25 protein-coding genes are annotated in these 26,346 nt (G+C 70.9%); 9 read left to right on the plus strand and 16 right to left on the minus strand.

The annotated features are described in order from the left end of the window. The 8 genes from VF139_11675 to VF139_11710 all read right to left on the minus strand — a co-directional run. On the minus strand, positions 1-864 hold an 864-nt coding region (locus VF139_11675; protein ID HEX6852048.1), incomplete at its 3' end, for an NAD-dependent epimerase/dehydratase family protein. 1 nt (position 865) lies between these two features. Then, positions 866-2,173 carry a UDP-glucose/GDP-mannose dehydrogenase family protein gene (locus VF139_11680; protein HEX6852049.1) on the minus strand — a complete coding sequence of 436 codons (1,308 nt, stop codon included), beginning with the start codon at positions 2,171-2,173 and terminating at the stop codon, positions 866-868. Next, positions 2,170-3,120, minus strand: a complete 951-nt coding sequence (locus VF139_11685) for an NAD-dependent epimerase/dehydratase family protein (GenBank protein ID HEX6852050.1) — start codon at positions 3,118-3,120, stop codon at positions 2,170-2,172. Before VF139_11685 ends, VF139_11680 begins: the two co-directional genes overlap by 4 nt. Before the next feature lie 4 nt (positions 3,121-3,124). Further along, positions 3,125-4,432 (minus strand): nucleotide sugar dehydrogenase, encoded by a 1,308-nt coding sequence (locus tag VF139_11690; protein ID HEX6852051.1) that lies wholly within the window; start codon positions 4,430-4,432, stop codon positions 3,125-3,127. A gap of 101 nt (positions 4,433-4,533) precedes the next feature. Next, positions 4,534-5,658 carry an MlaD family protein gene (locus tag VF139_11695; GenBank protein ID HEX6852052.1) on the minus strand — a complete coding sequence of 375 codons (1,125 nt, stop codon included), beginning with the start codon at positions 5,656-5,658 and terminating at the stop codon, positions 4,534-4,536. Continuing rightward, on the minus strand, positions 5,648-6,394 hold the full coding sequence (locus VF139_11700; GenBank protein HEX6852053.1) for an ABC transporter ATP-binding protein: 747 nt from the start codon (positions 6,392-6,394) through the stop codon (positions 5,648-5,650). Before VF139_11700 ends, VF139_11695 begins: the two co-directional genes overlap by 11 nt. Before the next feature lie 8 nt (positions 6,395-6,402). Continuing rightward, positions 6,403-7,158 (minus strand): ABC transporter permease, encoded by a 756-nt coding sequence (locus VF139_11705; protein ID HEX6852054.1) that lies wholly within the window; start codon positions 7,156-7,158, stop codon positions 6,403-6,405. A gap of 37 nt (positions 7,159-7,195) precedes the next feature. After that, the gene (locus VF139_11710) at positions 7,196-7,582 is read right to left on the minus strand and encodes a hypothetical protein (protein HEX6852055.1); all 387 of its coding nucleotides are present in this window, start codon (positions 7,580-7,582) and stop codon (positions 7,196-7,198) included. A gap of 32 nt (positions 7,583-7,614) precedes the next feature. Between VF139_11710 and VF139_11715 the strand changes: the two genes are divergently transcribed. Then, the gene (locus VF139_11715; GenBank protein ID HEX6852056.1) at positions 7,615-8,337 is read left to right on the plus strand and encodes a lysophospholipid acyltransferase family protein; all 723 of its coding nucleotides are present in this window, start codon (positions 7,615-7,617) and stop codon (positions 8,335-8,337) included. A 76-nt stretch (positions 8,338-8,413) separates the two neighbouring features. Here VF139_11715 and VF139_11720 read toward each other — a convergent pair whose 3' ends face one another. Together VF139_11720 and VF139_11725 are read right to left on the minus strand one after the other, a co-directional pair. After that, entirely contained in the window at positions 8,414-9,223 is an 810-nt protein-coding gene (locus VF139_11720; protein ID HEX6852057.1) for a purine-nucleoside phosphorylase, read from the minus strand. Next, on the minus strand, positions 9,223-12,234 hold the full coding sequence (locus tag VF139_11725; protein HEX6852058.1) for a hypothetical protein: 3,012 nt from the start codon (positions 12,232-12,234) through the stop codon (positions 9,223-9,225). Before VF139_11725 ends, VF139_11720 begins: the two co-directional genes overlap by 1 nt. A gap of 79 nt (positions 12,235-12,313) precedes the next feature. Here VF139_11725 and VF139_11730 point away from each other — a divergent pair, with 79 nt between their 5' ends. Genes VF139_11730 through VF139_11755 form a run of 6 tightly spaced genes read left to right on the plus strand, consistent with a single transcriptional unit; the run spans position 12,314 to position 18,264 of the window. Further along, positions 12,314-12,910 carry an SIS domain-containing protein gene (locus VF139_11730; GenBank protein HEX6852059.1) on the plus strand — a complete coding sequence of 199 codons (597 nt, stop codon included), beginning with the start codon at positions 12,314-12,316 and terminating at the stop codon, positions 12,908-12,910. After that, on the plus strand, positions 12,897-14,342 hold the full coding sequence (gene rfaE2, locus VF139_11735) for a D-glycero-beta-D-manno-heptose 1-phosphate adenylyltransferase (GenBank protein ID HEX6852060.1): 1,446 nt from the start codon (positions 12,897-12,899) through the stop codon (positions 14,340-14,342). Before VF139_11730 ends, rfaE2 begins: the two co-directional genes overlap by 14 nt. Positions 14,343-14,345: 3 nt before the next feature. Continuing rightward, a complete protein-coding gene (locus tag VF139_11740) occupies positions 14,346-15,128 on the plus strand; it encodes an SAM-dependent chlorinase/fluorinase (GenBank protein ID HEX6852061.1) in 783 nt (260 codons plus the stop codon). Between the two features lie 20 nt (positions 15,129-15,148). Continuing rightward, the gene (locus tag VF139_11745) at positions 15,149-16,312 is read left to right on the plus strand and encodes an acetyl-CoA C-acetyltransferase (protein HEX6852062.1); all 1,164 of its coding nucleotides are present in this window, start codon (positions 15,149-15,151) and stop codon (positions 16,310-16,312) included. After that, positions 16,309-17,079: an enoyl-CoA hydratase-related protein gene (locus VF139_11750; protein ID HEX6852063.1), complete on the plus strand. Its 771-nt coding sequence runs from the start codon at positions 16,309-16,311 to the stop codon at positions 17,077-17,079. The genes VF139_11745 and VF139_11750 overlap by 4 nt, the downstream gene beginning before the upstream one ends. A gap of 9 nt (positions 17,080-17,088) precedes the next feature. Then, the gene (locus tag VF139_11755) at positions 17,089-18,264 is read left to right on the plus strand and encodes an acyl-CoA dehydrogenase family protein (GenBank protein HEX6852064.1); all 1,176 of its coding nucleotides are present in this window, start codon (positions 17,089-17,091) and stop codon (positions 18,262-18,264) included. Here VF139_11755 and VF139_11760 read toward each other — a convergent pair. After that, complete coding sequence (locus VF139_11760) at positions 18,257-18,736, minus strand: hypothetical protein (GenBank protein HEX6852065.1); 480 nt, start codon at positions 18,734-18,736, stop codon at positions 18,257-18,259. The genes VF139_11755 and VF139_11760 overlap by 8 nt on opposite strands. A gap of 75 nt (positions 18,737-18,811) precedes the next feature. Between VF139_11760 and VF139_11765 the strand changes: the two genes are divergently transcribed. Both VF139_11765 and VF139_11770 read left to right on the plus strand, forming a co-directional pair. Further along, a complete protein-coding gene (locus tag VF139_11765; protein HEX6852066.1) occupies positions 18,812-20,056 on the plus strand; it encodes a DUF4388 domain-containing protein in 1,245 nt (414 codons plus the stop codon). A 116-nt stretch (positions 20,057-20,172) separates the two neighbouring features. Continuing rightward, a complete protein-coding gene (locus VF139_11770; protein ID HEX6852067.1) occupies positions 20,173-21,702 on the plus strand; it encodes an NYN domain-containing protein in 1,530 nt (509 codons plus the stop codon). Positions 21,703-21,706: 4 nt separating this feature from the next. Here VF139_11770 and VF139_11775 read toward each other — a convergent pair whose 3' ends face one another. Genes VF139_11775 through VF139_11795 form a run of 5 tightly spaced genes read right to left on the minus strand, consistent with a single transcriptional unit; the run spans position 21,707 to position 26,319 of the window. Next, the gene (locus VF139_11775) at positions 21,707-22,432 is read right to left on the minus strand and encodes a metallophosphoesterase (protein ID HEX6852068.1); all 726 of its coding nucleotides are present in this window, start codon (positions 22,430-22,432) and stop codon (positions 21,707-21,709) included. Continuing rightward, a complete protein-coding gene (gene tgt / locus VF139_11780) occupies positions 22,429-23,544 on the minus strand; it encodes a tRNA guanosine(34) transglycosylase Tgt (protein ID HEX6852069.1) in 1,116 nt (371 codons plus the stop codon). The genes VF139_11775 and tgt overlap by 4 nt, the downstream gene beginning before the upstream one ends. Next, positions 23,541-24,596, minus strand: coding sequence for a tRNA preQ1(34) S-adenosylmethionine ribosyltransferase-isomerase QueA (queA, locus tag VF139_11785; protein HEX6852070.1), 1,056 nt, complete (start codon positions 24,594-24,596; stop codon positions 23,541-23,543). Before queA ends, tgt begins: the two co-directional genes overlap by 4 nt. Further along, a complete protein-coding gene (locus tag VF139_11790; GenBank protein ID HEX6852071.1) occupies positions 24,593-25,453 on the minus strand; it encodes a deoxyribonuclease IV in 861 nt (286 codons plus the stop codon). The genes queA and VF139_11790 overlap by 4 nt, the downstream gene beginning before the upstream one ends. Next, positions 25,450-26,319, minus strand: coding sequence for a TIGR02757 family protein (locus tag VF139_11795; GenBank protein HEX6852072.1), 870 nt, complete (start codon positions 26,317-26,319; stop codon positions 25,450-25,452). Before VF139_11795 ends, VF139_11790 begins: the two co-directional genes overlap by 4 nt. Between the last annotated feature and the right edge of the window lie 27 nt (positions 26,320-26,346).

Raw genomic sequence — 26,346 nt, forward strand, 5'->3', positions numbered from 1 at the left:
CCCGGCGAGGGAATGCCTGATGTCGCCGGCGCGGGCCGGCGCGTAGGCCGGGGTCACCGGGCGCCCCGCGAAGCCGCCGAGCTCCCGCACGAGGTCGTTGAGGCTGATCCGCTCCCCGCAGGCGATATTGAAGGCGAGACCGAAGGCCGTCTCCCCCGCCTCGCACGCCGCCAGGTTCGCGGCGACCACGTTGTCGATGAACGAGAAGTCGCGGGTCTGCTCCCCGTCGCCGAAGATCGTCGGCACCCTCCCGGCCTTGATCGCGCGGATGAACTTCGGAATCACCGCGGAGTACTCACTCCCCGGGTCCTGGCGCGGCCCGAACACGTTGAAATAACGCAACGCCACCGTCGGGAGCCCGTACAGCCGCCAGAACAGGCCGCAGTAGGTCTCGCCGGCGAGCTTCTGGAGGCCGTACGGGGAGATCGGCGCGGAGGGCATCGACTCGAGCTTCGGGAGCGTCTCGCTCTCGCCGTAGAGCGACGACGACGAAGCGAAGACCACGCGCTTCACCTTCGCGTCGCGCGCGGCGACGAGCACGTTCAGGGTCCCCGCGACGTTCACGGCGTTGCTCGATACGGGGTCCACGACGGAGCGCTGGACCGAAGGCATCGCGGCCAGGTGAAGGACGTAGTCCGCACCGTCCACGGCGCGCCGGCAGGCGTCGGCGTCCCGGATGTCCCCCTCCAGGAGCTCGAACGCGCCCCCTCCGCGCGCCGCCCAAGCCGCCGCCTCGGCGAGATTCTCGCGCCGCCCGGTGGAGAAGTCGTCGAGGACCCGGACGCGCTGCCCGCGCGCGAGCAGCGCCTCCACGAGATTCGACCCGATGAATCCGCCCCCGCCGGTGACGAGATAGGTGCTCAACTCAGGACCTCCCGACGCCGACGTAGGTAAACCCCTTCGCGCGCATCACGCCAGGCTCGAAGATGTTCCGGAAATCGAAGACCCGCGGCTTTCCCACCGCGGCGCGGAGCCGGTCGGGGTCCATCCCGCGGAACTGGTTCCATTCCGTGGCGATGACGACGGCGTCCACCCCCGCGACGGCATCCCACTCGTCCTTGCAGTACGTCACGCCGCGGCGCGGCGTCGCCGCCGATCCTTCCATCCCGACCGGGTCGTACGCCCGGACCTGCGCTCCGCCTTCGAGCAGCCCGTCCAGGATCGCGAGGGCCGGCGACTCGCGCAGGTCGTCGGTGTTCGGCTTGAACGTCAGGCCCAGAAGCCCGATCGTGCATCCCTTCACCGATCCGCCGAGCGACGTGCGGATCTTCTCGAGCATCTGCCCCGGGCGCACGTCGTTCACGCCGATCGCCGCCGAGACGATCTTCAGGTCGATTCCCTGCTCCTCGGCGATCCACTGGATCGCGCGGGTGTCCTTGGGGAAACACGATCCGCCGTATCCGGGCCCGGGGTGGAGGAACTTCCGGCCGATCCGCTGGTCGAGGCCCATGCCCGTCGCGACGTCGTGGACGTCGGCGCCGAGACGCTCGCACAGATCCGCCATCTCGTTGATGTAGGAGATCTTCACCGCGAGGAAGGCGTTGGATGCGTACTTGATCAGCTCGGAGGTGACGACGTCGGTGAGGACGAACGGGGTCTCGATGAGGTAGAGCGGCCGGTACAGGTCCTTCAGGATCGCCGCCGCCTGCTCGTCCTCCGTGCCGAGGACGACGCGGTTCGGGCGCATGAAGTCCTCGATCGCCGAGCCCTCGCGCAGGAACTCCGGGTTCGAGGCCACGCTGAACGCGTGCGCCTCCGAGCGCCGGGCCTCGACGATCTCGCGCACGATCCGACCGGTTCCCGCCGGAACCGTGCTCTTCGTGACGATCACCTTGTAACCGTTCAGGTTGTCCGCGATCGTCCCCGCGACCTCCTTCACGAACGACAGGTCGGCCCGGCCGTCGTGACTCTGCGGCGTCCCGACGGCGATCAGCACGACGAGCGACTCGCGGATCGCCCGCGGAAGATCGGTCGTGAAGTGCAGGCGCCCCGCCTTGACGTTGCGCTCCACGAGCTCGTCGAGGCCCGGCTCGAAGATCGGGATCTCCCCGCGCAGCAGGCGGGCGATCTTCCCCTCGTCCTTGTCGACGCAGGTGACGTTGTTGCCGAACTCGGCGAAACACGCTCCGGTGACGAGACCGACGTACCCCGTGCCGACGACGCAGACGTTCATGGTGTGCTCCGGAACCAGTCGAGAAAACGGGAAATCCCCTCGTCGAACCCGACGCGGGGCGACCAACCGAGCTCGGATCGCGCGCGGGACACGTCCGCCCAGGTCCGCTCGACGTCCCCCGCCTGCGCGGGCAGCACCTCGACGCGCGCGCTTGCCCCCAGCCCCGTCGCGACCGCCGCGATCATCGCGGAGAGCGGCACCGGGCTCGAACCGCCGAGGTTCCAGATGCGGAACCCCCGGACCCGCTCCGCGGCGAGCAGGACGCCGTCCACGATGTCGTCGACGTAGGTGTAGTCCCGGGCGGCCGAGCCGTCGCCGAACTGCGGGATCGTCTCCCCGGCGGCGATGCGCCGGGCGAACTTGCGGATCGCGAGGTCGGGGCGCTGCCGCGGGCCGTAGACGGTGAAGAAGCGCAGGCACGCCACGTCCATCGCGAACAGATGGTGGTAGGTGTGCGCCATGAGCTCCCCGGCGCGTTTGGTCGCGGCGTACGGGGAGATCGGATGATCGACGGGATCGTCCTCGGCGAAGGGCACCTTCGCGTTGTTCCCGTACACCGACGACGACGAACCGAAGACGAACGTCCGGACGCCGTGCCGGCGCGCCGCCTCGAGGACCTTCGCGGTTCCGTCGAGGTTGACCGAGGCGTAGAGGACGGGGTCCTCGATCGACGGCCGCACGCCCGCACGCGCGGCCATGTGGAACACCGCGTCGTGGCGCTCGCCGGCGAACGCGGCATGCAGCGCGTCGTCGTCGCGGATGTCCCCGCGGACGAGTCGGTAATCCGGATGCCCCAGGACGCCCCCGACGTTCCGCTCCTTCAGGCTCGGGTCGTAGAAGTCGTCGAAGGAATCGAGCCCCACGACGCGGTCGCCCCGTCCCAGCAGGCGCTCGACGACGTGGGATCCGATGAACCCCGCCGCTCCGGTCACCAGTACGGAACGCATCGAGCTACAGCCGTACGACCTTCGACGCGCCCGCCCGGACCTCGCGGCATGCGTTGCGGGTGTCGAGCACGACCTTCGAGTGACGCACGATCATCGGCCAGTCGTACACGGAGTGGTCGGTCACGACGATCACGAGATCCTGCTGCTTCAGGTTCGCGGCCGTCAGCGGGGTGACCTTCTGCACGCGGCCGTCCTCGAGCTTGAAATCCGCGGCGTAGGGGTCGTGGAACGCCACCCTGGCGCCCTTCTCGTGCAGCAGCCGGATCACGTCGGAAGCCGGCGACTCACGCGTGTCGCCGGTGTCCTTCTTGTAGGCGAGTCCCAGCACGAAGATCCGTGAGCCCCGGATCGCCTTCCGGCGATCGTTGAGCAGCTCCGCCGCGCGCCGCACGACGACCTCGGGCATGTGGCCGTTGATCTCGGAGGCGAGCTCGATGAACCGCGCGGAGTAATTGAGCGTCTTCAGCTTCCAGGCGAGGTAGTGCGGGTCGAGCGGGATGCAGTGGCCGCCGATCCCCGGCCCCGGGTAGAAGCGCATGAAGCCGAACGGCTTCGACGCCGCCCCGTCGATCACCTCCCAGACGTCGAGGTCGAGCTTCTCGCACATCAGCGCGATCTCGTTGACGAGGCCGATGTTCACCGCGCGGAAGGTGTTCTCGAGGAGCTTGCACATCTCCGCCGCCTGCGTGGAGGAGACGGGGTGCACCGTCTTGATCGCCGTGCGGTACATCGCGCTCGCCACACGGGTGCAGGCCGGCGTGCAGCCGCCGACGACCTTCGGCGTGTTGTGGGTCTGCCAGACCTTGTTGCCGGGATCGACGCGCTCGGGGGAGAAGGCGAGGAAGAGGTCGCGGCCGATCTTGAGACCGCCCGCCTCGAGCTTCGGGCGCATCACCTCTTCGGTCGTCCCGGGATAGGTCGTCGACTCCAGGACGATCAACTGCCCGGGCCGGACCTCCTTCGAGATCTCCTCGAGGGCCGCCACGATGTACGAGATGTCCGGGTCCTTGGTCTTGCGGAGCGGCGTCGGCACCGCGATGAAGATCGCGTCGAACTTGCCGCAACCCGAAAACGAAGTCGTCGCGCGGATCTTCTTCGATCGCACGAGCGGGGCCAGGGTGGCGTCGGGGATATCCTCCACGTGGGAGTTCCCCGCGTTGACGCCCTTGACCTTGCGCTTGTCGAGGTCGATGCCGGTGACCTGGAACCCGACCTTCGCGAACTCGACGGCGAGCGGCAGCCCGACGTACCCCAGCCCGACCACCCCGAGTTGCGCCTTGCGCGAGGTGATCTTGTCCTCGAGAAGCTTCACGTAGTCATTCGCGGTCATAGATGTCCTTTGCCCCCCGCAGGGGGAACGCACAGCGACTCCGATCGCAGAACATAGGCATGTTAGACGAGAGCGCCAAGGGGTCAGGGTTTTCCGGGTTCCGGGACCGCCGCCTCGATCCCCTGCTTCTGGTAATGACGGATCAGCCAGCTGGCGAACTTGCTGTCCCCGACCCCCGCCACGACCTCTTCCATGGAGTCGTGCAGCACCCGCTCGTTGACGAGGGCGCCGAGGGTCCCCTGCCCGGAGTCGATCTTCCCCGCGATCGAGTTCATCCGGGAGACGGTCTCCCGGATGTCCTTCGCCACCGCGTCTCCGTACTCCTTGTCGTACAGCAGGCGGCCGAGAAGCCCTTCCCGGGATTCGAGCTGGGCGGCGGTGCGTTTGAGGGACGCCGCGGCTTCGGCGAGGTCGGCGACCGCCTGCTTGCTCCTCCCCCCCTCGGAGAGGAGATCGCCGGCGGCTCCTTCCCCCTTCTCCAGACGCTCGACCGCATCCGCGACCCCGTGGATCGCGCGGCCCAGGTCGTCGGCGCGGGGCTCCATCGACGGGTCGAACAACATCCGGCCGGCGAATCCCTCCCCCGCGCGCAGCCTCGCCGTCAGCGCCTCGAGGTTCTCGAGCGCGCCCCGCGCCGCCTGGAGCCCCTCCTTGCCGAACTCCGGGTTCTGGATCATCTCGCCCAGCAGTCCCTTGCCTTCCTCGAGCGGCTCGAGGATCCGACGCAGGGCCAGGGTGATCTCGTTCAGGTTCTCGGCGATGTCCTCGCCGGTCTCGAGGAAGCGGGAGCCCTCTTGCGTGGGAATCAGCGAGCCCTCCGCGATCTCGGCGCGGCCCGGATCCCCGGGGGTGATCTCGACGTATTTCTCGCCGCTGAGGTACTGGAGGAAGCGGAGGGCCGCCATCGAGCCCTCGCGGACACGTCCCTGGTAGGCGCGCTGGACGCCGAGGGTCACCTCGATCCCCGCGCTCGAAGGATCCTGGGACAACCGGACGTCCGTGACCGTCCCCACCTGGACGCCGCTCATCTTCACCGGCGACCCGATCACCAGACCGTCCGAGCTCTGGAGCACCGCCCGGTACGACGCCTTCTTCGAGAACAGCCGCGACTCCCCGCCGACGGCCATCACCGCCAGGGCGAATACCACGAGGGCGAGCACGGTGAACCCGCCCACCAGGACGTCTCGACTTCGGTTCTTAGACGCCATGGACCCCTCCGCTCAGGAACTCGCGAAGCAGCGGCTCGTCCGCCGTCCTCGCCTCGGCGACGGTGCCGTGGAACAGGATGCGTCCCTCGTGCAGGAACGCCAGCCGGTCCGCCACCGCGAAAGCCGACTGGATGTCGTGCGTCACGACGATCGAGGTGACCCCGAGCCGCCGCTGCAGGCTGCGGATCAGCGCGTTGATCGCGTTCGCCGTGATCGGATCGAGGCCGGTCGTGGGCTCGTCGTAGAGCAGGCCGGCGGGCGCGAGCGCGATCGCACGGGCGAGGGCGACGCGCTTGCGCATCCCTCCCGAAAGGTCCGAGGGCATCACCTCTTCGATGCCCTCGAGCTCGACGAGGCCGAGCACCTCGGCGACACGGGCCGCGACGGCTCGCTCGTCCAGGTCGGTGTGCTCGTGCAGGGCGTAGGCGACGTTCTCGTAGACGTTCATCGAATCGAACAGCGCGCCCGCCTGGAACAACATCCCGACCTTCTTGCGACACGCGAGGAGCTCGTCCTCGTCGCGAGTCGCGATCTCCTGACCGTCCACCCACACCTCGCCGCGGTCGGGCCGCTGGAGACCGATCACGTGACGGAGGAGCACCGATTTGCCCGATCCGCTTCCGCCCAGGACGACGAGCGTCTCGCCGCGGCACACCTCGAGGTCGACGCCCGCGAGGACGACCTTCGGCCCGAAGGCCTTGTGCACGTCGGAGAACCGGATGAAGGCGTCGGCCACGCGGGTCCTCAGAAGACCATGAACAGCTTGGTCAGGAAGAAATCCGAGATGATCACCGAGATCGACGCCGTCACGACGGTGCGCGTGGTGGCCTTGCCGACCCCGTCCGCGCCGCCGGTCGCGGTCATGCCGTTGTAACAGGCGATGACTCCGATGAAGAAGCCGAAAAAGAGGGACTTCCCGAGCCCCGACGCGAGGTCGTGAACCGACAAGGCGCCGAGCACGTGACTGACGAAGAAGACGCGCCCCTGGCCCACCTCGTAGATCGCCATCAACATCCCGCCGAACAGGCCGATCAGGTCCGCGAGGACGGTCAGCAGCGGCAGGGTGAGCGTCAACACGCCCACGCGCGGGACCACGAGCTTGCGCACGGGGTCGGCGGCGAGGGCACGCATGGCGTCCACCTGCTCGGTGACCGCCATCGAGCCGATCTCCGCGGTGATCCCCGCGCCCACCCGCCCCGCGACCATGAGCGCGGTCAGGACCGGCCCCAGCTCGCGGACGATCGCGAGCGAGAGCAGGTCCCCCACGAACGTCGTGCCGCCGTACGCCGAGAGCGAATACGCCGTCTGGACGGCGAGGACCATGCCGGTGAACAGCAACGTGACGTTGGTGATCGTGAGTGAGCCGACGGCGAGCTCGTAGGCCTGTTCGATCCAGAGCTCGCGCTCGAACCGGCCGGTGAAGGTGCGACGGACGGCCTGCCACGCGAGCCCCGTCATGCCCCCGATGTCGGCGAAGGCGCTCCGCAGGAAACCGTCCATCACGCGCGCCGAAGGATAGGGGGCGGGGGGAGGGGGGTCAAGACGACCTCCGCGCCCGGAGGAGCAGCCCGGCGTGGGCCACGGCGAACGCGAGATCCCCCGCTCCGAGCCACAGGAACGCGACGGGGCGACCCTCCCACCACGCCTGGGCCAGGAAGGCCGCACCGAGCAGCCGCCCGGCCGCCGTGACCGCGACGACCCCCTGGTGGCTCTGCGCGTCCCGAGCCGCCGCCAGGTAGATCCCCCCCAGCAGGAGCAGGAAAACGGCGTTCAGCCGGAGGTAGACCGGATCCGGCGGCAGCGTCAGCCCCATCGCCGCAGCGGAGAACCCGGGAAAGGCGAGGATACCCAGCGCGAAGGCCCAGTCGTACGCCGCCCCCGCGACCATCGAGATTCCCACCGCCCGCCAGCCGCTCCCCCGCATCGGCACCTCCGCGCTGTTTATACTCCCCCGGCATGTTGCGCGGATTGTGGGGGGTCCTGGTTTTCGTCGTGGCGACGTTTTTCGCCGGCCTGGGCGCCGTCGTCGGCGAGTTCCTGCTCCCCAACCGCGACCTCACCTTTCACCTCGGACAGTTGTGGTCCCGCCTTCACCTGTGGGCGCTCGGAATCCGGGTCGAGTACGAAGGCTCCCCGCCGCCGGCCGAGGCGCTCCCGTGCGTGTTCGTTGCGAACCACCAGTCGATCGTGGACATGTGGGCGGTCGCGATCCGCCTGCCGACCAGCACGCGATTCGTCGCCAAGAAGTCGCTGTTCTGGATCCCGATCTTCGGGTGGGCGATTCGCGCCGGCGGGTTCATCCCCATCGACCGATCCAACAAGGACAAGGCGATCGGGAGCCTCGCCCTCGCCGGCGAGGCGCTCGAGCGGGGCAATTCCGTCATCCTCTTCGCGGAAGGCACGCGCAGCCGGGACGGCCGCCTGAAGCCGTTCAAGAAAGGGCCGTTCCTCCTCGCGCTGCACGCGAAGGTGCCGGTCGTGCCGATCGCGATCTCCGGGGCCGGGGCGGTGGTGCGTCCGGGGTCGATGCTGGTGAGACCGGGGACCGTGAAAGTCACGTTTCTGCCGCCGATCGACGTCTCGCCTCATCTTCCCAGCAACTGGGAGGGGCTGTCGGCCGAGGCGAGGAAGCGTATCGTCGCCCGGCTCGCTCCCGACGAGCTGCCCCTGGACGCCTAACGCCGTACTCGGGATGGGAGCGGCACCTGCGCCGCCGCGGAATCGGCGCGTGCGATCGTTGTCGCGAGGTGGGGGGTCACGAGAAGGCGGCGAGCGCGGGAGCCCAGGCCGTGCGCGTCCGGGCGACACCCCGCTCCACCGCCCCGACGACCTCCCCGTGCCGGATGGCCCGCGCGTCCATCCCGGAGCCGCGGTTGGAGATGCACGCGATCGCCGCGACCCGCAGGCCGAGGTAACGGGCCGCGATCGCCTCCGGGACGGTGCTCATGGACGCGAGGTCCGCGCCGAGCGCCCGGAGCATCCGGACTTCGGCGGGAGTCTCGTAACAGGGCCCGCGCATCGCGGCGAGCACCCCGGGTCGCGCCTCCAGCGCCTCGCGCAAGACCGCGCTCCACGCGGCGTCGTAGAGTCCCTGAAGGTCGGGGAACGCCGGATCGCGCCGGAACGCCTCGATCTCGGCGACCGGGTCGGTCCCCTGCAGGTTGAGATGATCCTCGACGACGGCGAAGCTCCCGGGGCGATCCGCGTCGAGCAACCCCCCCGCGGCGCAGGTCAGGAGAACCCCCCGCGCCCCCGCGGCGGCAAGCACGCGCACGGGGAAGACGACCTCCGCTCCCGAGCGTCCCTCGTAGCGATGGACGCGTCCCTTGAAGATCCACACGGAGCCGGGGGCCGCGGCCACCCCTCCCCCGTGCCCGTCCACGCGCGAGACCGGAAACCCCGGGATCGCTTCTCTGGGCACCGGCTCCCCCGCGCCGAGCGCCTCCGCCAGCGGGCCCCATCCCGACCCGAGGATGACGCCGAGTCGAGGGGCGCCCAGCCGCTCGCGCAGCAACGTCGCCGCCTCGAGCGTCTCGTCGTCGAGCACTCCCCAGGGTTTGAACATCAGAACAGCTTCAGCACGGTGAACAGGAACTCCTGCTTCCCGGAGAGGCCGGGGAGATCGGACGCCAGCGCGCGGCCGTAGCTGAACGCGATGACCGTCTTCCACGGCCCCACCACGTTGAACGAGAGCCCCGCCCCGGTGAAGCTCCGCCAGCGGTCGTCGCGCTCCTCGTCGCGCGTGCGACCCTGGTCCACCGCGAGGTCGAATCGGATCGCGCCGAACAGGTTGAACGCGTACCCCGCGCGTGCGAAGTACCCCTTGTCGAAGCGCACCCCGGTGCCCGCGAATCCGTTCAGACGGTCGTCGCCGAACAGGCCGAAGCCGTAGCGGCTGAACCGGTCGAGGTCCCGCCCGCCGAGGTAGTTCGCCTCGACGCGCAGCTTCTGGAACTTCGGCAGGTACCACTCCTTGAAGACGCCGGCGTCCCACTGGAGGAAGCTCTCGTGCGTCGGGTCGAACTCCGATCCGGCGGGGTCGCCCCACTCCTCCCACGACGATCGGGTCGAGCCGGAGACCGATCCACGCACGGTCCACCCCCGCCGATTGAACTCGCCCTGGAAGGTGCCGCGAAGCTCGGTGTGATCCTGCGGGAGCACGAACGCCGGGTCGGTCTCGTCGTCCCGGAAGTACTGCCGCACGATCGCGGTCCCGACGACCGTGAACTTCACGAATTGCCCGGCGGGGATGCCCAGGCGCGCGGAGACGATCTGGTTCCGGTCCTGGATGCGCTGCGAGACGACTTCCTCCCCGTCCTCGAACACCTTCTCCTCCCCCTTGATGAGGAAGAAGACCCCTTCGAGCGTCAGATCGACGCGCGAGCCGCCCAGGGAGGGCTCGGTGAAGTTGACGAAGTTGACGACGCCGGCGGCGAAGATGTTCGCCTGCCACCCCTTCTTCAGGAAGTCGTAGTCGAACCAGTTCACCCCGCCCAGCGGAACGACGCCGTCGCTCGCGTCGTCCTTGTAGGCGCCCACGGCGGCGAACAGCGCGCTCGTGTCGGCGGTCGCTCGCACCGTGCGCGTGCCGTCCTGCTGCCGCTCGAGGTAGCGGAATCCCTCGTCGGTGTCCCGGAGCATGCGGTTGGACGAGGCGTACGCGTCGTCCCGCGCCTTCGCGAACTCGGGCTTCTTCGGGTTGATCTCGAGCGACTCGAAGGCGAGCTCGCGCGTGACGACGAGGTTCCGACCCCCGACCGTCCAGAGCTGCTGCCCTTCGACGCGGGCGAGCATCCAGTACGTCTCGCCGTCGGGGCCGGTGTACGGCCGGTAGAAGTCGATTTCCTCGTTGGAGAGGACGGGCGGCTCGAGGTTCGTCTGGACGAGGGAGGTCTTCAGCCGGACGAAGGTCTCGCGGTCGATCCACACGCGGCCGCGGTACAGGCTCAGCGGCGCTTCGGGGTCCTCGGGCTCGAAGGCGAGGACGTAGGCGGGCCGGCCGTCGACGTCGTCCTCGTCGAGCAGGCGGTACGCGTATTTCTTGTCGAGCGTCAGGTCGAGCGGGAGGGTCGCGACCTTGTCCGGCTGCACGATCGGCAGCTCGGGGATGTTCTTCCACTTCACCGGATTGCCGTTGATGAAGTAGTCGGTCTGCTCCCACTCGAGGGCAGCCCCGCGCTCCCAGAAGTAGTTGCTCGCGATCCCGACGTCCACCGTCGAGCCCCCTTGCGCGAGCTTGAAGTGGTAGTCGAGCCGGCCCCTCCCCTTCCAGCGGTCGAGCCGGTCGTCCTGGACCTGCTGGACCTGGCGGTGACGCGCGAGGATCTCCTCGGCGGTCAATCCGCGCCGGCCGGCGACCTCGAGGTCCTGCCGTTCCAGCTCGAGTCCCGGCACGTTGGCGGCGGCGCGCTCCCAGACGACGAGCAGCGGGTGGTCCTCGAGCACGATGCGCAGCGCGCGTCGGCTCTGGCCGGGCACCTCGACGCCGCCGGTCTTGAGGTCGGCGCCGTTCGTCGGGTCGAGCACGCGCGGGTCCTTCACGTCGATCGTGTCGAGGACGAGCCGGGCCTGCGGCTGGGTGCGTCGATCCGCCCCCTCGAGCGGCGCGTCGTAGACGACGAGCGTGCGGAAGTCCTTCTGATGGAAGAAGCGGCCGAGCACGCGGTAACGGTCGTGCGGCGCTCCGTCCGGGGTCCGGATCGACAACCCCCCGGACGGCGCCGGCGAGAACTCCGGCTCGAGACGCGCCTGGGTCCCGACGAGCCATCGTCCCTCGGCTCCCGCGGCCGACTCCGAGGTCGGCGCGGCGAAGACGGCCTGCGCGGAAGCGGCGAGCGCCTCGACCGCGCGAGCGACCGTCGAGAACGGCGGCGCCCCCGCGGGCGCGTCGACGTAGATCCACAACGCGGGCGCGGGGGGGTGGAGCAGTGCTTCGGCGAGGAAGGCGGCGACCGTCTCCCCCACGGGCCCGTCCCCCGCGCGAACCGGCAGCACGTCGATGTAGGGCGCGGTGTCGTTGGACCAGACCGCGCGCTGCACGTCGAGGCCGGACGCCTCCACCGCCCCCTGCGCGATCCGCACCTCCGCCCCGGCGGCCCGACCTTCCGCGCGCGCCGCCACCGCGGCGTTCTTGAGGAAGAAGGCGTAGACGGCGGGATCCCCGCCGCGTTCGGGACCCGCGCCGAGCTCGAAGGTCCCGACCTTCCCCGCGAAGGCCCGGACCGCGCTGCGCACGAAGGCGACCCACGGTTCGAGCGGAGGCTTGCCGTCGCTCCCCGCCGGGTGCAGGTCGTTCGCCCCCTCCAGCGCGAGGACCACGTGGTGGCCGGCACCCTCGAGTTGCGCGATCGCCGGCTCGAGGCGCGACCAGTCGTACACGCCGGGCTCGCGCTCGATCTCCGACCAGGGCGCCGCGAGCCGGATCCGGAGGCCGCCCCCCGCCGCGGCGAGCGCGGCGGCCTCCCGGGGCTGCGCGAGCATCCCCAGGGCCGGCCCGCCGAGGGGGACCGGTTCCTCGGCCGGGATCGGGACGCAGGCCAGCGCGATCGTCGCGATCGCGCAGCAGGACAATCGCATCGTCTCCTCGATCTGCCCCCTCAGACCGCGCGCATTCTTGGCGCCCCCGACTCCGGTGTCAAACGCTAGAATCGTCGGCGTGAGCCTCCGATCCGATCCCCGGGACCACCTCGCCCGCGCGCTCGCCGAGCACCGCGAGACCTTCGACGCGCTCGCGGCGGCCGTCGGCCCTTCGCTCGCCCGGGCGACCCGCGCGGTGATCGCGGCGCTGCGATCGGGAGGCAAGATCCTGGTCTTCGGGAACGGCGGATCCGCCGCCGACGCGCAGCATTTCGCTGCGGAGCTTTCGGGCCGCTACCGCGGCGAGCGCGTGCCCCTCGCGGGGATCGCCCTCACCACCGACACCTCGGCGCTCACCGCGATCGCCAACGACTACGGCTACGACGAGGTGTTCGCGCGCCAGGTGCGAGCGCTCGCGCGTGCGGGAGACGTGGCGATCGGGATCTCCACCAGCGGCAACTCCGAGAGCGTCTGCCGCGCGCTCGCGGCGGCGCGCGCGATCGGGGCGACGACCCTCGCGTTCGGCGGCGGCGCCGGCGGCCGCATGGCCGGGCTCGCGGACCACGCGGTGCTCGTCCCCTCCACGACGACGGCGCGGATCCAGGAGGGACACGCCCTGCTGTTCCACGTCTTGTGCGACGCGATCGAGGAGGAGTTCGGACTTGAATCCCGCTGACCTCGAAGCCGCGATCGCACGGCTGGCGGAACGACGCCTGCTCGTCGTGGGCGACCTGATGCTCGACGAATACGTCTGGGGGGACGTCTCCCGGATCTCCCCCGATGCCCCGGTGCAGGTCGTCGAGGTCCGGCGCCGGACGTTCGCGCTGGGCGGCGCGGGAAACGTGGCGCACAACGCCGCGGTCGCGGGGGCCCGGGTCGCGTTGTGCGGCTTCACGGGCGCCGACGAGGCCGGGCGACGTTTGATCGAGCTCGCGCGCGGCGCCGGCATCGACCCGGCCGGCATCGTGGAGGACCTTTCGCGACCGACCACCGTGAAGACGCGGGTCGTCGCCCGCGGCCAGCATCTCGTCCGACTCGACGAGGAATCGACCGCGTCGCCGTCCGCCGAGGCGCGGGAGTCGATCTTGAGGAACGTCTCCTCGGCCGCGGCCCGCGCGGAGGCCGTCCTCTACTCCGACTACGCCAAGGGGGCGTGCGTTCCCGGCGCGCTCGCCGCGATCCGGGCCGCGAACCCGCGGGTGCCGATCGTCGTCGACCCGAAGTCGGCCGACGTCTCGATCTACGCGGGGTGCACGGCGATCACCCCCAACAAGAAGGAAGCGGAGGCCGCGGCGGGCATGCGGATCCGGTCCCACGAGGACCTGGCGACGGTCGCGGCGAGGATCCGCGCCGCGTGCGGCGCGCCCTTCGTCCTCGTGACCCTCGGCCCGGAGGGGATGGCGCTGTCGGGGCCGGACGGGAGCGTGCACCGCATCGTCGCGCAGGCGCGCGAGGTCTACGACGTCACGGGGGCCGGCGACACCGTGCTCGCCTATTTCGGCCTCGCCCTCGGCGCGGGGCTCGACGCGAGGGACGCCGCGACGCTCGCCAACGTCGCGGCGGGGATCGCCGTCGCCCGCGTCGGCACGAGCGCCGTCGCCCCGACGGACCTGCTCCAGGGCCAGGCGGCCGGGAAGGCCCTCGACCTGCGCCAGGCCGTCAACCGCGTGGAGCACGAGCGATCGCTCGGACGACGGATCGTCTTCACCAACGGGTGCTTCGACCTCCTCCACGCCGGCCACGTGCACCTGCTCGAGCGCGCCCGCGCGAAGGGGGACTTCCTCGTCGTGGCGGTGAACTCGGACGCTTCGGTGCGCCGCCTCAAGGGGCCCGAGCGTCCGGTCGTGGGCCAGGACGATCGCGTGAAGATCCTCGCCGCCCTCGACGCCGTCGGCGCCGTCGTCGTCTTCGACGACGACACGCCGCTCGCGCACATCGAGGCGCTGCGACCGGACGTCCTCGTCAAGGGGGGCGACTACACGATCGAGACGATCGTGGGCGCGCCGTTCGTCCTCGGGTACGGCGGTCGCGTCGAGACGGTGCCGCTCGCCCCCGGCCGGTCGACGACGTCGATCCTCGAGAGCCTGCGCGGGGACGAGAGGAGCTGAGACGTGCCGCGACCCCGCGTGATCACCCTCACGACCGACTTCGGGGTCTCCGATTCGTGGGTCGGCCAGATGAAGGGGGTGATCCTCGACATCTGCGCCGACGCCGTCGTCGTCGACCTCACGCACGACGTACCCGCGCACGACGTGCCCGCCGGGGCTTACGCGCTCGTCTGCGGCTTCGGCGCGTTCCCCGAGGGGACGATCCACGTCGCCGTCGTGGACCCGGGGGTGGGGACCGATCGGAAGCGCCTCGTCGTCCGCGCCCGGGGCCACTGGTTCGTCGCGCCGGACAACGGCCTGCTCACGCGGGTCGTGCGCGGCGCGGACTCGGTCGCGGCGTGGTCGATCGAGGAGCCGCACTACCTCCGCGCCTCCGTCGCGGCGACCTTCGAGGGTCGCGACGTTTTCGCCCCCGCCGCGGCGTGGATCGCGCGGGGCACCGAGGCCTCCCACCTCGGCCCGGCGGTCCGGGAGCTCGTGATGCTCCCCGACCGGACGCCCGAGCTCGTCCCCGGGAAGGAAGTCGCCGTCCCGGTCGTCGCGATCGACCGGTTCGGCAACGTCGCGCTCGACCTGCAGGGCGGCCGCTTCGCGGGGCGCGTGCTCGTGGGGAACGCGGTGGTCGAGGCGTTCCACCGGACCTACGCCGACGCTCCGGACGGACGGCCCTTCCTCCTGTGGAACTCGTCCGGTTTCCTCGAGATCGCGGTTCGCGAGGGGCGCGCCGCGGACCTGCTCGGCCTCGCCCCCGGCGCCGAGGTTCGGCTCGTTCCCGGCGTGCTATAACCCCGGGCTCGAGGAGCCCCATGAAAGAAGGCATTTTCCTCGCGGGCGCCGTGCGCACCCCGATCGGAAGGTTCGGCGGCGCGTTGGCCCCGCTCCCCGCGGTCGAGCTCGGTGTCGCCGCCGCCGCGGCCGCGATGAACCGGGCGGGAATCGCCCCCGACGCCGTCGACGAAGTGGTGTTCGGTCACGCCCGCCAGGCCGGGTGCGGTCCCAATCCCGGCCGCCAGGTCGGCGTGAAGGCCGGGATCCCCGTCGGGAGCCCGGCGAAGACGATCAACCAGGCGTGCCTGTCGGGATTCCAGGCGATCCTGGACGCGGCACGCGCGATCCGGGGCGGCGAGGCGCAGATCGTCCTCGCCGGCGGCATGGAGTCGATGTCGCGCGTCCCTTACCTCCTCCCGGTCCCCGAGTCCCGCTGGGGGATGCGCATGGGTCATCGCGAGGTCGTCGACGGAATGTACCGCGACGGCTTCCTCGACCCGATCTGCGGCAAGGTGATGGGCGAGACCGCGGAGACGCTGGCGACGCAATACGCGATCCCGCGCGAAGAGCAGGACGCCTACGCCGCGCAGACGCAGCAGCGCTGCGAGGCCGCCCGTCGCGAAGGACGTTTCGCCGAGGAGATCGTCGCGCTCGACAAGCTCGCCGCGGACGAGCACCCCCGCGACGGAGTGACCGCGGCCGCGCTGGCGAAGCTCCCGGCGGTGTTCTCCAGGGACGGTACGGTGACCGCCGGGAACAGCAGCGGCATCACCGACGGCGCCGCGGCGATGATCGTCCTCTCCGAGTCGGCGGTCGGGCGGCTTGGAGTGAAGCCCCTCGCGCGCCTGGTCGACTGGACCGTCGTGGGGGTCGAGCCGGCGGTGATGGGGATCGGGCCGGTCCCCGCGGTGCGGCGCCTGTCCGAGCGCACCGGCGTCCCGCTCGCGTCGGTCGATCTCGTCGAGCTCAACGAGGCCTTCGCCGCGCAGGTCCTCGCGGTGGACCGCGAGCTCCGCTTCGACCGCGAGCGGCTCAACGTCAATGGAGGATCGATCGCGCTAGGGCATCCGATCGGCTGCTCGGGGGCGAGGATCGTCGTCACCCTGCTTCACGAGATGCGGCGGAGGGGGGTGCGGCGGGGACTCGCCACGTTGTGCGTCTCGGGCGGGCTCGGCGGAGCCCTCCTCGTGGAGGCCGCATGAGCGACCCGGCGACCGTCCGCCTCTCGATCGTCGACGGGCTCGCGCGCATCACCCTGGACCGGCCCCCGCTCAACGTGCTCACGATCGCGATGATGCGGGAGCTGGCGTCGGCGCTGCTGGCGGCGGGGGGCTCCCCCGACGTGCGGGTGGTCCGTCTCGACGCCGCCGGGAAGGCCTTCTGCGCGGGGGTGGACGTCGGCGACCACGTCGGGGACAAGCTCGATCCGATGCTCGATTCCCTCGACGCGGTCTTCGCCGCCTTCGAGGCGGTGCCGCAGCCGGTCGTGGCGGCGGTGCACGGCGCGGCGCTCGGGGGCGGATGCGAGATCGTCCTCGGCTGCGATCTGTGCGTCGCTTCGGATGCCGCCGTCTTCGGTCAGCCCGAGATCAAGCTCGGGGTCTTCGCCCCTCCCGCGTCGATCCTGCTCCCGAGAGCGATCGGCGAGCGACGCGCCCTCGAGTGGCTGCTGCTCGGGGAGAGCCGGACGGCGCCGGAGGCCGAGCGCGCCGGCCTCGTGAACGCCGTGTTTCCCGCCGCGGAGTTCGAGCAGAGGTCGGCCGCGTGGGTCGACCGCCTCCTCGCGCTCTCGGGCCCGGCGCTGCGCCTGGCCAAGCAGGCGGTCTCGGACGCGCGGAACCTCGCCCCCCGTGAGGCGAGGGAGATCCTGCATCGCGTCTACCGCAACGAGCTGATGACGACCGCGGACGCCGACGAAGGACTGCGCTCGTTCCTCGAGAAGCGCAAGCCGGTCTGGACGCACCGCTAGGAGGTTTCCGTGGGCCTGGGAGATTTCTACAGGGGATTCGACTTCGTCGAGCTCGATTCGCTGCTCACCGACGAGGAGAAGATGATCCGCGAGAGCGTGCGGGAGTTCGTGACCGCGGAAGTGCTGCCCGTCATCGAGGGGCACTTCGAAGCCGGAACGTTCCCGAACGACCTGATCCCGAAGATCGGAGAACTCGGACTTCTCGGCGCGAACCTGTCGGGTTACGGGTGCGCCGGGCTCGGCGCCGTCGCCTACGGGCTGATCATGCAGGAGCTCGAACGGGGCGACTCGGGCCTGCGGTCGTTCGTCTCGGTTCAGGGTGCGCTCGTGATGTACCCGATCCACGCGTGGGGAAGCGAAGCCCAGAAACAGCGCTGGCTCCCCGCCCTCGCCTCAGGAAAGGCGATCGGTTGCTTCGGGCTGACCGAGCCCGACCACGGCTCCGACCCCGGCGGGATGGAGACGCGCGCCGTCCGCAAGGGGGACCGGTGGATCCTCAACGGTGCGAAGGCGTGGATCACCAACGGCTCGGTCGCGGACGTCTCGATCGTCTGGGCGCGCACCGAGGAGGGCATCCGCGGCTTCCTCGTGGAGAAGGGAACCCCCGGTTACACCACGAAGGACCACGTCGGGAAGTTCTCGCTGCGCGCGTCGGTGACGTCGGAGCTGATCCTGCAGGACGTCGAGCTCCCGCTCGACGCGATGCTCCCCGAGGCGACGGGGCTCAAGGCGCCGCTCGCCTGCCTGACGCAGGCGCGTTACGGGATCGCCTGGGGGGTCGTCGGCCTCGCGATGGCCGTGTTCGACGAGGCGCTGCAGTATTCCAAGCAGCGGGTCATGTTCGGAAGGCCGATCGCCGGCTTCCAGCTCACCCAGCGCAAGCTCACGTGGATGGCCACGGAGATCACCAAGAGCCAGCTCCTCAACCTGCAGGTCGGCCGGCTCAAAGAACGCGGCGCCGTCACGCCGCAGCAGGTCTCGATGGCCAAGATGAACGGCTGCCGGGTCGCGCGGGAGAGCACCCACCTCGCGCGCGAGATCCTCGGCGCGAACGGCGTGGCCAGCGAATACCAGACCGGCCGACACTTCTGCAACATCGAGGCCGTGTACACCTACGAGGGAACCGACGACATCCACACCCTCATCGTGGGGCAGGAGGTCACCGGGATTCCCGCGTTCAAGTAGGCCGGCGCTCCTCGCCCCGGACCGACACGATGTAACCGCGCTGGACCAGCGTCACCTGCCCGGAGCCGAGCAGCGGCACGAACCGCGGTGCGCTGTTCAGGTAGTCGACGACGCGCGAGCGCTCGCGGGGCATCGCGATCGGGAGCTTGCCGATCAGGCTGATGCCCCCGGTCAACGTCATGCGCACGGGAACCTCGTGCCCGGGGTCGGCATAGAGCTCGGGCTCCCCGACCTGCTCCTCGCCCCCGGCGACCGTCACCGTGATCACGCCGGCCTTGTTGAGCACGAAGCGGTCCTCGCCGCAGGCCACCGGAAAGAACTCCTCGGTCGAGTCGTTCAGGTGGTCGAGGACCCGCGCGGGCCTCCCGTCGTGTCCCGTGGCTGCGGTGAACAGGGACCCGTCGAGGGTCCTGCCGTCGTCGAGCAGGATCCGGACCGCGACTTCGTTTCGCGGCACGCGAAGCAGTTCCATGGGCGGCCTCCGGCGGCCGAATATAGGTTGCCGATCCCCTTTCGGCGATTACATTTCCCGCTTCGAGGGACGGCCATGCCGCTGTACGGGAGCCTCGCGTCGATGCCCCTGGGGGATCTCCTCCAGTGGCTGGGCATCGCCAACAAAACGGGGACCCTCGAGCTCGAGCGGCAGAAGGTCCGCAAGCGCATCCTCTTCCGGCACGGACGCGTCATCGCCTGCGCCTCCGAGGATCCTTCGGACCTGCTCGGACACTGGCTCGTCTCCCGCGGGCGGATCTCCGAGGACGTCCTGAGACAGGCGCTCTCGCGGCAGGAGCGGGAGAAGCGGCATCTGGGCGAGCTGCTCGTGGAGATGGGCGCCATCAAGAAGGACGACCTCCTCCGCCAGCTCGTCGCCAAGACCGAGGAGTCGATCTTCGCGCTGTTCGAGTGGACCGACGCGGAATTCCGCTTCCGGGACGACGACCCCGATCCCGGCAACGTCTTCCCCGTCGACCTGCGCGTGGAGGACGTCCTGCTCCGGGGCGCCCAGCGCCACGACGAGGTGCAGCGCATCCGGACGATCTTCAACGACCCCGGCATCGTGCTGCGCCGCACCGCCAAGCTCCCTCCCGCCGAGGTGTTCCGGAACCGGATGGCGAAGAGCCTCTACGAGGCCGTCAACGGCGAGCGCAGCGTCGCCGAGATCCTCCTCCACGCCCACGCGTCGGAGTTCCTCGTCACCAAGTTCCTCTTCGAGCTTCACCGCATCGGCGCGGTGGAGGTGGCGGGGGTCCTTCCCGCTCCGCCGTCCCCCGCGGAGGACCCTCTCGAGTTCGAGCTCCACGTTCCCGAACCGGTGGGCGCGGCGGCGGACGGGACGGCCCGAAACGAGGCACCCCGGATCGCCGTGGCGGCGCCCGCCGCCGAGCCGCGCCCCGAGGTCGTCGTCCCCGCGGAGACCGACCTCGAGATCGCGCGCCGCCTGATGGCCCAAGGGGATTTCGACTCGGCGCTCGAGATCCTGGACAGGGCGTACCGGATGCAGCCGGGGGACGAGTCCTTGCGTCGCCTGCTCGCCGAGGCCGAGTCCGCCTTCGTGGAGAAGGCCTATCGCCATTATCTCCCCCCCTCGAAGATCCCCGTTCTCATGAAGCCGCCCCAGACCCTGCAGAACGAGCACCTTTCACCGGCCGAGTTCTTCCTGCTCAGCCGGATGGACGGCTCGTGGAACGTGCGTTCGATCATCCAGATCGCCCCCTTGAGGGAGGTCGAGGCCCTCCGGACCCTCAAGCGGCTGCGCGAGCGCGGCATACTGGAGCTTCGAGACCCGGCCTGACCCCTCCGGTCCCGCCACCGCCGGGTGGTACAATGCGGCCTCTTCCGGGCCGGCTTGCGGGCACATCTCGAGCCCGCTCAACGACTTGCCCGGCGCGAGCGCTTCTCGAGGTTCCCATGCCCCGCTCGGAACGCCAGGTCCTGGAAGGTCTTCGTCGGCCTGGACTCGTGCGCGTGCTCGACGCCCTGCTCGACCAGGGGCGTCTGCTCCGAGCGGCGAACGCCGTGGGTGTGGCCTACCCGGGAATGCGGCTGCAGTCGCAAAAGCGGGAGCGGATCGTCGCCGACCTCGCGGACAAGGCCCTCCGGGAGGACGGCCCGGGGAGAAGCCTCGTCCGGCTGCTCCGCAAACAGACGGCGGCCGAGGTGCGCCCGTGGGCGGCGCTCCCCGTCGCCGATCGCCTGGCTCGTCTGGACGGCGACCCCTCGGGGCTCGACCTGTTCCTCGCCGCCTCGGCGGATCCCGAGCCCGCCGTCGACGAGGTCCTCGCCGCCAGGGTCGCCGCGTTCGAGCCGGCGGCCCCCCCGTCGACGGAGCCCCCCGCCCCGGCCAACGGGCCCGAGAGCCCCGATCGCGAGGCGTCGCGACTGCGCAAGAAGACCACGGAGCTCCAGAAGAAGCTCCGCCACCTCGACGGTCAGATCGCCAAGGGGCGCGAGGTCGAGAAGTCGCTCAAGCGCGACCTGATCCAGCGCAAGGGGGAGCTCGCCGAGGCCCGGATGCTCGCCGAGCGCCTGCGGCGCGAACTCGACGACGCCAAGGGCGCCCAGGCGACCGCACCCCGCGTGGGGGCCGCGGTCGTCGATCCGCGTCTCGAGGAGATCGACCGCGCGATCAAGCGGCTCGCCGCCGATCAACGCAAGGTCGCGCACCGGATCGAGAAACTTGCCGAAGCGCCCCCCCCGGCGCCCCCCACGCTCGACCCCGCCGCGCTCGAACCGGCGCTGGCCCAACTCGCGGACGTCGCCAAGGAGCTCGGGAGCCTGCGTCGCGAGCGCCGCAAGGACCTCCAGGACCTCGGGCGGCGGATGGACGAGATCGCGGCATCCCTCGCCGCGGTGCGCGAGGCGGCGGAAGCCTCGCCGCGTCCGACCCGGACGGCCTCGCGCCGCAAGGGGGAGCCCGAGCGCGTCGGGGTCTTCGTGGACGTGCAGAACATGTATTACGCCGCGCGGCAGCTGAAGGGGAAGCTCGACTTCGACGCGCTGCTCGCCGCCGCGGTGCTCGACCGCCGGCTGATCCAGGCGACCGCGTACGTCGTCGAAACGAAGGAGATCGACCAGTCGGGATTCATCGCGATGCTCGAGCAACGCGCGATCGAGGTCCGGCGCAAGGCGCTGCAGGTCCGCGCCGACGGCTCGACGAAGGGCGACTGGGACATGGAGATCGCTCTCGACATCCTCGACATGGCGCCCAAACTCGACGTCGTGGCTCTCGTTTCCGGCGACGGCGACTTCACCGCCCTCGTCAAGCGCGTCAAGGGGCTCGGGCCGAAGGTCGAGGTCCTCGCGTTTCCCAGGGCGACCGCCAAGTCGCTCATCGAGGCCGCGGACCGCTACACCCCTCTCGACCGGCGCTTCATGATCCGCTCGGACCTGCCCCCGACCCCCGACCTCGCCGAGACGGTCGCGGCCGCGAAGAGCTGAGCGCTCACCCTCCTCCTCCGCCCACGAACGCGATCGTCCCGTCGGCGCCGACCCGCAGGTGGCGCCGGCTCCCCTTCCACTCCGGGACCACGAGAATCCGCTTCCCCTCGTCGCGCACGTCCAGCTCCACGTGGAAGTGGCCGAGGACCACCGCGTCGAAACCCGCCGCGAACCGCGGCGCCGCGTACGCCCGCAGGAGCTCCTCGGGAACCGCGCGCTTCATGCCGAGGTTGGTGCCGCGCATCCGGCGCTCCAGCGACTCCGCGAAGGCGAGACGCCGGCGGCGCGGGACGAGGGAGAAGACCGCCCAAGCGGCGCGAGAACGGGAAACCCGGCGCCAGGTCCGGTACTGCCGGTCGCGCACGTTGACGAGGTCGCCGTGCGCGCACCACAGGCGGCGACCGGCGTGGCGCTCCTCGAAACCCTCCTCCGAGGCATCCTCGAGCGCCCCCCCGGCGTGGCGCGCGCCCACGCGGTAGTCGCGGTTCCCCTCGAGGTAGCGCACGACCAACCCGCGGCGCCGCATCGACGCGAGCTGGTCGATCACGGCGCGGTGGTGGGGCTGCTCGAGCTCCTCGCTCCCGATCCAGAGGTTGAACAGGTCCCCCATGAGGACGATCCGCTCGGTCGTCGGGACGAGCGCCTCCAGGAACGCGAGGAAGGCGGTCAGGTCGGGATCGTCCCGGTCGAGGTGGACGTCGCCGATGAACACGAGATCGCGCGCCGTCACGCCCGCTCCTCCCGACTCCCGCGGTCGCGGAACTCCTCGCGGAAGGCCTCGAAGCGCCCCGCCTCGATGGCCCGGCGAACGGCGTCCATCAACCCGAGGTAATACGTCAGGTTGTGGAGGGTGTTGAGCCGCGAGGCGAGGATCTCCTTCGACACGAACAGGTGCCGCAGGTAGGCGCGGCTGTAGTGGCGGCACGTGTCGCAGGCGCAGGAAGGGTCGAGCGGCCGCGGGTCGGTGCGGTACGCCTCGTTCTTGATGTTGACCTTCCCCTCCGACGTGAAGAGCTGTCCGTTGCGCGCGTTGCGCGTGGGCATCACGCAATCGAAGAGGTCGATGCCGGAGGCGACGGCCTCCACGAGGTCCTCGGGCCGTCCGACCCCCATCAGGTAACGAGGGCGATCCTCCGGCAGCATCGCCGCCGAGGTGCGTGCCGCGTGAGCGATCGCCTCCGGCGGCTCCCCCACGCTCACCCCGCCGATCGCGTAGCCGGGGAAATCGAGTGCGCGCAGTTCCGTCGCGCTGCGCTCGCGCAGGTCGACGTGCGGCCCCCCTTGGACGATGCCGAACAGGACCCCGTCGCCGCGCCACGCCTCGCGGCAACGGCGCGCCCAGCGCGTCGTACGGTCGACCGCCGCCGCGATCGCCTCCCGGGGCGACGGGAGGGCCGGGCATTCGTCGAGCGCCATCGCGATGTCCGAGCCGAGCGCCGCCTGGATCTCCATGCTCGATTCCGGGGTGAGCACGTGCATCGAGCCGTCCAGGTGGGAGCGGAACCGCACCCCGTCCTCGTCGATCCTGCGCAGTCCCTCCAGCGAGAAGACCTGGAAGCCGCCGGAGTCGGTGAGGATCGGTCCGTCCCAGTTCATGAACCGATGGAGGCCGCCGAGATCGCGCACGACCGCGTGCCCCGGGCGCAGGTAGAGGTGATAGGTGTTGCCGAGCAGGATCGTCGTGCCCGCGGCGCGCAGCTCGGGGGTCGTCATCGCCTTCACCGCCCCCGCGGTCCCGACCGGCATGAACTGGGGGGTCTCGACCGCGCCGCGCGCCGTCGTCATCCGCGCGCGGCGGGCGAGCCCGTCCCGGGCGGACACCTCGAAGCCGAAACCGCTCACGCCGACCTCACGAACATCGCGTCCCCGTAGGAGAAGAAACGATACTCCTCGCGCACGGCCTGGGCGTAGGCCGCAAGCACGCGCTCCCGACCCGCGAACGCCGCGACGAGCATCAGCAGCGTCGAGCGCGGCAGGTGGAAATTCGTGACCATCGCGTCGACGGCGCGGAAACGGAAGCCCGGGGTGATGAACAGCGCGCTCCGCCCCGTTCCCGCGCGGACGACGCCGTCCCGCGCGGCGACCGTCTCGAGGGTGCGCACGACCGTGGTCCCCGCCGCGACGACGCGGCCGCCCCGCGAGCGCGCGGCGGCGATCGCGGCCGCCGTCGCCTCGGGGATCTCGTAGGCCTCCTCGTGCATGCGGTGGTCCTCGATCCGCTGCGCGCGCACCGGGAGGAACGTTCCCGGCCCGACGTGGAGCGTGATCCACGCGAGATCGACGCCGCGCTCCGCGATCCGTGCGAGAAGCTCCGGCGTGAAGTGAAGCCCCGCCGTCGGCGCCGCGACCGCGCCGAGCCGCCGCGCGAAGACGGTCTGGTAGCGCTCGCGATCGTCCTGGGTTCGCGTGTCCGACGGCTCGCGGCGGATGTACGGCGGGAGGGGCATCGCGCCGGTCGCGACGACCGCGCCCACCGGGTCTCCCGAGGGATGCGTGAGCCGCACGATCCAGGTCTCCATCTCCCGCTCCACGATCTCCGCCGCAAGCCCCCCCGGGAAGGCGAGCACCGCGCCGGGCCGGAGCTTCTTCGAGGCGCCGAGCAGGCAACGCCAATGCGGCGCGCCGGCCGATCCGCCCACCGCCTCGACCAGGAGGAGCTCGACGCGGCCTCCCGAAGGCTTCGAGCCGATCAGGCGCGCGGGGAGCACCCGGGTGTCGTTGAGCACGAGGAGATCGCGTTCGCGCAGCTCGTCCGGAAGGTCGCGGAATCCCCGATGCCGGACCGCACCGGTGTCGCGATCGAGGACGAGCAGGCGCGAGGCGTCGCGCGGGCTCGCGGGCTCCTGCGCGATCCGCTCCGGCGGGAGCGCGTAGTCGAAATCCTCGAGGTTCACCGGGCCAGAAGCCCCCGGAGCACCGCGAGGTTCTCCCGGTCCTCGGCGAGATCGTCGCCCTTGGGCGTCTCGAGGACCATCGGGAGGTCCCGGAAACGCCGGTCGTTCACGATCCGGCGGAACGCGTCGAGTCCGACCGTTCCCCGGCCGAGGTGTTCGTGCCGGTCCAGGCGGCTTCCGAGCTTCCCCTTCGAGTCGTTGAGGTGGAACGCCCCCAGCCGCGAGAGGCCGACGGCCCGGTCGAGCCGCTCGAACGTGGCGTCGTAGGCGGCGACGCTCGAGAGGTCGTGCCCCGCGGCGACCGCGTGGCAGGTGTCGAAGCAGACTCCGAGGCGGTCTTCGCAGGCCGCCTTCGCGAGGATCGCGCCGAGCTCCTCGAACTTCCCGCCGAGCACCTTGCCCTGCCCGGCCGTGATCTCGAGCAGCGTCCGCACCTCGCGGCGCCCCCGCTGCGCGTAGACGCGGTCGAGCGCGAGGGCGACGCGGCGGACGCCTTCCTCCGCACCGGCCTCCTTCGGCGAGCCGGGGTGCACGACGAGCGACGGGATGCCCAGCTGCGCGCACCGGTCGAGCTCCACCCCGAACGCCTGGGTCGAGCGCTCCCAGAGGGCGTCGTCGGAGGAGGCGAGGTTGATCAGGTAGGAGGCGTGGGCCAGGAGGTGGCGCTCGATCCCCGCCTCTGCGGCCGCGCGGCGGAACGCGTCGATTTCGCCCGCGGCGAACGGTCGGGCCGCCCACTGGTTCGAGGACTTCACGAAGACCTGCAGCGCGCCGGACCCGACGGCGACGGCGCGCTCGACGGCGACGGGCATGCCGCCCGCGATCGACATGTGGGCCCCGAATCTCGGCTCGTTCACGACGGCTCTCCCGCGGCGAGGAGGTCGAAGGCCCGCTCGAGGTGGCGCCGCGCCAACCTCCCGCCGGGGGCCGGGAGCAACCCGAGGATGCCGAGCCGGCTCAACGCGAAATCGAAACGGATCGGATCGGAAGGATCGAGCGCCCGCAGTCGCGCGGTGACCTCGAGAGCCATCGGCCAGCCCGGCGACTTCCGACGGGTCCAGCCGAGCAGCGCCGCGACCCGCACGAGGTGCGTGTCGAGCGGGGCGACGAGGCGCGCCCGGGAAGCGCGACTCCAGACGCCGCAATCGACGCCGTCGTCCGGGCGAACCATCCAGCGGAGGAACAGGCACGGTCGCTTGCACAACGAACCGGACTCCGGCGAGGGGAACAACCACCGCGCCCCGCGGGAGGCGTCGTCCTCGCGGGAGTCCAGGGCGAACAGGCGATCCACGAACGCGCGCATCGCTCCCTCGTAGGTCTCGCCCCCGGGCTCGGGATCGCCTTCGAGGAAAAACGCCTCGAGGGAGCCCGCGCGCGTGCGCGCGCGCCGGATCAACAGGAACAACCTCGCGAGATCCGCGCCCCGAGTGAAGCGGTGCACGAAGCCGTCGAGGCGCCGGGCGTCGCGCCGCTCGTCGAAGGCGTCCACGAAGCGCCCCGGCGAGCTTCCCGTCGCCTCCAGGACCCGCTCGACGCTCGCGCGGATCGAGGCGACCCGCCCGTACGCGAGCCCCGAGGCGACGATCCCGGCGATCTCGCGGTCGGAAGGGTCGTCGAAACGCCGGACCAGACCGACGGGATCGGTGTCGAGGAACCCCCGGCGACACGTCGCCGCAAGGGCGGTCAGCCGTCGTGGGAGGTCGTCGTGGAAGCAGCGGCGCACCCCGAGAGGATAAACGCCTCCGCTCGT

Source organism: Candidatus Polarisedimenticolaceae bacterium (assembly GCA_036376135.1).
GTDB lineage: Bacteria > Acidobacteriota > Polarisedimenticolia > Polarisedimenticolales > DASRJG01 > DASVAW01.

Coding starts and splice junctions, on each gene's coding strand:
- VF139_11685 (HEX6852050.1), bottom strand. CDS start 3,120: ATGCGTTCCGTACTGGTGACCGGAGCGGCGGGGTTCATCGGATCCCAC.
- VF139_11695 (HEX6852052.1), bottom strand. CDS start 5,658: ATGGCGTCTAAGAACCGAAGTCGAGACGTCCTGGTGGGCGGGTTCACC.
- VF139_11720 (HEX6852057.1), bottom strand. CDS start 9,223: ATGTTCAAACCCTGGGGAGTGCTCGACGACGAGACGCTCGAGGCGGCG.
- VF139_11770 (HEX6852067.1), top strand. CDS start 20,173: ATGCCCCGCTCGGAACGCCAGGTCCTGGAAGGTCTTCGTCGGCCTGGA.
- VF139_11760 (HEX6852065.1), bottom strand. CDS start 18,736: ATGGAACTGCTTCGCGTGCCGCGAAACGAAGTCGCGGTCCGGATCCTG.
- VF139_11710 (HEX6852055.1), bottom strand. CDS start 7,582: ATGCGGGGGAGCGGCTGGCGGGCGGTGGGAATCTCGATGGTCGCGGGG.
- VF139_11715 (HEX6852056.1), top strand. CDS start 7,615: ATGTTGCGCGGATTGTGGGGGGTCCTGGTTTTCGTCGTGGCGACGTTT.
- VF139_11765 (HEX6852066.1), top strand. CDS start 18,812: ATGCCGCTGTACGGGAGCCTCGCGTCGATGCCCCTGGGGGATCTCCTC.
- VF139_11750 (HEX6852063.1), top strand. CDS start 16,309: ATGAGCGACCCGGCGACCGTCCGCCTCTCGATCGTCGACGGGCTCGCG.
- VF139_11725 (HEX6852058.1), bottom strand. CDS start 12,234: ATGCGATTGTCCTGCTGCGCGATCGCGACGATCGCGCTGGCCTGCGTC.
- VF139_11680 (HEX6852049.1), bottom strand. CDS start 2,173: ATGAACGTCTGCGTCGTCGGCACGGGGTACGTCGGTCTCGTCACCGGA.
- VF139_11705 (HEX6852054.1), bottom strand. CDS start 7,158: ATGGACGGTTTCCTGCGGAGCGCCTTCGCCGACATCGGGGGCATGACG.
- VF139_11745 (HEX6852062.1), top strand. CDS start 15,149: ATGAAAGAAGGCATTTTCCTCGCGGGCGCCGTGCGCACCCCGATCGGA.